The 3,940-nt window shown below is 66.5% G+C and carries 3 protein-coding genes and 1 pseudogene; all 4 read left to right on the forward strand.

The genetic code is table 11. From position 1 onward, the window contains the following. Positions 1 to 1,064 (forward strand): glycosyltransferase family 4 protein (locus tag H7290_RS08175; RefSeq protein WP_290513530.1); only part of this gene is annotated, 1,064 nt, incomplete at its 5' end. Positions 1,065 to 1,418: 354 nt separating this feature from the next. Further along, positions 1,419 to 2,297: a decaprenyl-phosphate phosphoribosyltransferase gene (locus H7290_RS08180; RefSeq protein ID WP_290513531.1), complete on the forward strand. Its 879-nt coding sequence runs from the start codon at positions 1,419 to 1,421 to the stop codon at positions 2,295 to 2,297. Next, entirely contained in the window at positions 2,294 to 3,643 is a 1,350-nt protein-coding gene (locus tag H7290_RS08185) for an FAD-binding oxidoreductase (protein ID WP_290513532.1), read from the forward strand. The genes H7290_RS08180 and H7290_RS08185 overlap by 4 nt, the downstream gene beginning before the upstream one ends. 10 nt (positions 3,644 to 3,653) lie before the next feature. Continuing rightward, positions 3,654 to 3,940: pseudogene (locus tag H7290_RS08190) on the forward strand (decaprenylphospho-beta-D-erythro-pentofuranosid-2-ulose 2-reductase); the annotation flags it as partial.

Genomic DNA, 3,940 nt, shown 5'->3' on the forward strand with positions numbered 1-3,940 from the left:
AGAACCCCGAAGGAGGCGGTTCCGAGCGTTACGTCGAGAACATGGCTCGAGGGCTCGTCGAGCAGGGCCACCACGTGACGATCGCGTGCGCCGCTCATGCGGGCGCGCCCCGGGACGAGACCGTCGACGGTGTCCGGTTCGTGCGCCGCGGGACGAAGATGGATATCTACGCACGCACCTTCATGGCCCTGCTGCTGGGCCGCTACGGCAAGGTCGACCTCGTCGTCGACGTTCAGAACGGATTGCCGTTTTTCACCCGCCTTGCGACCCGCAAGCCCGTGGTCGTCCTGGTCCACCACGTGCACCGCGAGCAGTGGCCTGTGGTTTATCCGGGGCTCATCGGCCGTGTCGGCTGGTGGATCGAGAGCCGCCTCGCGCCGCGTCTCTACCGCGCCTGCCAGTACGTCGCAGTGTCGATGGCTACCAAGCTCGAGCTCATCGAGCTCGGTGTCGACCGTGACCGCATCACGATCGTCCACAACGGCAACGACCCCGCTCCGTTCGTGTACGCCCGCCGCTCGGCCACGCCACGCGTCAGTGTTGTCGGCCGGCTCGTGCCGCACAAGCAGGTCGAGCACGCCATTGACGCCGTCGCCGCAATGAGCGCCGACCACCCCGAGCTCGTGCTCGACATCATCGGCGCCGGCTGGTGGGACGACGAGCTCACGGCTTACGCCGCACGTCTCGGGGTGACCGACCAGGTCGTGTTTCACGGGTTCGTCGACGACACCACCAAGCACGAGCTGCTCGCGCAGTCCTGGGTCATGGCGCTGCCGTCCCTCAAGGAAGGCTGGGGCATCGTCATCGGCGAGGCCGGCGGGCACGCGACTCCGACCGTGGCTTACAGCACCGCCGGAGGCACCACCGAGTCGATCGACCACAAGGGCAGTGGCGTGCTCGTCGACACTCCCGATGAGCTCACAGCAGCACTTCGCGAGCTCATCGAGGACCATGAGTGGCGTGCGTTCCTCGGCAACGGAGCGATGGCGAAATCCAGCACATTCACCTGGGGGGCGTCTCGAAAAGAGTTCGCTCGCGTGCTCGCAGGCGCCCGCTCACGCTGACATGACGACCAGAAACAAGACGAAAACAAGAGGTCGGACCCCGAAGGAGTCCGACCTCTTGTTTTTTCAGCGCCAGAGCGCCAATGTCAATTGTTGGAGCCGTAACTCACGTTCGAAGTGTTGATCGGCGATTCGCCAGCACTCTGCTGCGACTGCACGACACCTACGACTGTGGCTCCGGCCAAACCAAGACCAGCGATGAAAGCGACGATGCCGCCTGTGATTGTTCCCACGTTGAGTCCCTCCCTCAATACTGATTCATCTTAACAGCGAACCGGGGTCACTTACCAAGAAGGAGCCGTGAACACGACCAGCGCGGCACGATCCTTGGCCGCCACTAGGCTGGCACCCACCATGAGCACACCGTCGCGCACCGCCCACGCTCTGGTGCGCTCGATGCGTCCGCGTCAGTGGACCAAGAATCTCCTTGTCGTGGCTGCCCCACTAGCTGCTGGAGTCCGATGGGACGCAGCGACGATCCTTGACGTGCTCGGAACGTTCGTCGCGTTCACCCTCGCCGCCAACGCGATCTACCTCCTCAATGACGTCATCGACATTGACGAGGATCGCAGGCACCCTCGCAAAAAGCTCCGTCCTATTGCCTCGGGCGCGCTCCGGCCGATGACGGCCGTCACGACCTCCGCCGTCTGCGCCGGCCTGGCGCTCGTGCTGGGCTGGGCCATCGATCGAGAGCTCGCCGCGACCCTGCTCGTCTACCTGCTGATTCAGGTCGCCTACGCCGTCTGGCTCAAGGAGCAGCCGGTCATCGACCTGGCGATCGTGACCGGGGGCTTCCTGCTCCGGGCCATCGCTGGCGGTGTCGCGGTGGACGTGCGGCTGTCGCAGTGGTTCTTACTGGTCGCCTCGTTCGGCTCGCTGTTCATGGTTGCGGGCAAGCGCTACTCCGAGCTGCGCAGCGTCGGCAAGGATGCCAGGACACGGCGCACGCTGGACTCCTACTCTGAGTCCTACCTCCGTTTCGTCTGGAGCCTCGCAGCCGCGGTCACGATCACGGCTTACAGCCTGTGGGCCTTCGAGATCTCGACCGGATCGGGGATCAACTGGCATGCCATCTCGATCGCCCCGTTCGTCATGGGGCTGCTGCGTTACGCCGTTGACGTTGACCGCGGCCTTGCCGGCGAGCCGGAAGAGGCTGTCCTTCACGACCCGGCCCTGCAGGTCATCGCGGTGAGCTGGCTCGTGATCTTCGCGATCGGGGTCTACGCGTCATGACCGGCACCTACTTGAAGGGGTGGGGCGGCACGAGCCCCACCGTCGCTGACGTCGTACGTCCCAACGACCGCGAGGCCATACGGCGCACCATCGCTGCGGCGGGCCCCCGTGGCACCATCACCCGCGGCCTCGGGCGCAGCTACGGCGATCCCGCGCAGAACGCCGGCGGCACCGTGCTCGACCTCACCGGGTGGGACGCGATCCTCGACGTCGACACTCGCGCCCCCTCGGTCCGGGTGCAGGCGGGCATCAGTATCGACTGCTTGCTGCGCGCGATGCTGCCGCTCGGACTTTGGCTCCCGGTGGTGCCAGGCACCCGCCAGGTCACCGTCGGCGGCGCAATCGCGGCCGACGTCCACGGCAAGAACCACCACGTCGACGGCAGCTTCGGCAACCACGTCGAGTCGATGGACCTAATGCTGGCCTCCGGCGACATCGTGACGCTGTCGCCCGGCGATGACGACCCCGCGTTGTTCTGGGCCACGATAGGGGGGATGGGGCTGACCGGCATCGTCCTCGAGGCGACGGTGCGGCTCAAGCGGGTTGAGACGTCCTACTTCGTCGTCGACACCGAGCGCACCCCGGACCTTGCGACGCTGCTCGAACGGCTCGTCAGCGGTGACTCGGCCTACACCTACTCGGTCGCTTGGTTCGACACCGCGACCAGGGGGGACGCACTCGGACGCTCGGTCATCACCCGCGGCAACACGGCATCAGTGGCCGACCTTGACCCGGATCGACGCGGCCATGCCCTCGACTTCGCCGCATCCCAGCGCGGGCGCGTCCCGTTCAACCTCCCGATGAGCATGGTCAACCGACTGTCGGCCCGAGCGTTCAACGCGCTCTGGTACGCCAAGGCGCCCCGCCACCGGATCGGCGAGATCCAGGACATCACTCAGTTCTTCCACCCGCTGGACATCATCGGCGACTGGAACCGGCTCTACGGGCCACACGGGTTCTGCCAGTACCAGTTCGTCGTGCCCGATGACGAGCAGGCGGCTTTCACTGCCGCGGTCGAACAAATCGCATCATCGGGCCACGTCTCATCGCTCAATGTGCTCAAGCGATTCGGTCAGGCCAACCCCTCACCGCTTTCGTTTCCCCAGCCCGGGTGGACCCTTGCGGTCGACCTCCCCGTGCGGTCGGGGCTGGATCGTCTCCTGTCGCACCTCGACTCCGTCGTCGTGGCGGCCGGCGGGCGGGTCTATCTCGCCAAGGATTCGCGCACGACGGCGACGACGCTGCGCCACATGTATCCCCGCCTCGAGGAGTTCCTCGCCGTACGCCGGCGGGTCGACCCCGCCGGGGTGCTCCGCTCCGACCTGTCCCGACGACTCGACCTGTGAGGTCCCACCCATGATCAATGCCCTCGGCATCCCCCGGCACCTACTGCTCCTCGGCGGGACGTCCGACATCGCCCTCGCGATCGCCGAGGCATTCGCCGCACCATCGCCGGGCCTGCGTGTCACGCTCGCCGCCCGTCCGGGCGAACGACGCGACGCCGCCTTGCGTCGGCTTGAGGACCGGGGCTGCGTCGTCGACGGTATCGACTTCGACGCGCTGGACACTGCGTCGCACGCCAGCGTGATCGAGCGGGTCGACAGCGACATCGACATCGCCGTCGTGGCATTCGGTCTGCTCGG

This window comes from Aeromicrobium sp., from assembly GCF_014378035.1.
Classification (GTDB): Bacteria; Actinomycetota; Actinomycetes; order Propionibacteriales; family Nocardioidaceae; genus Aeromicrobium.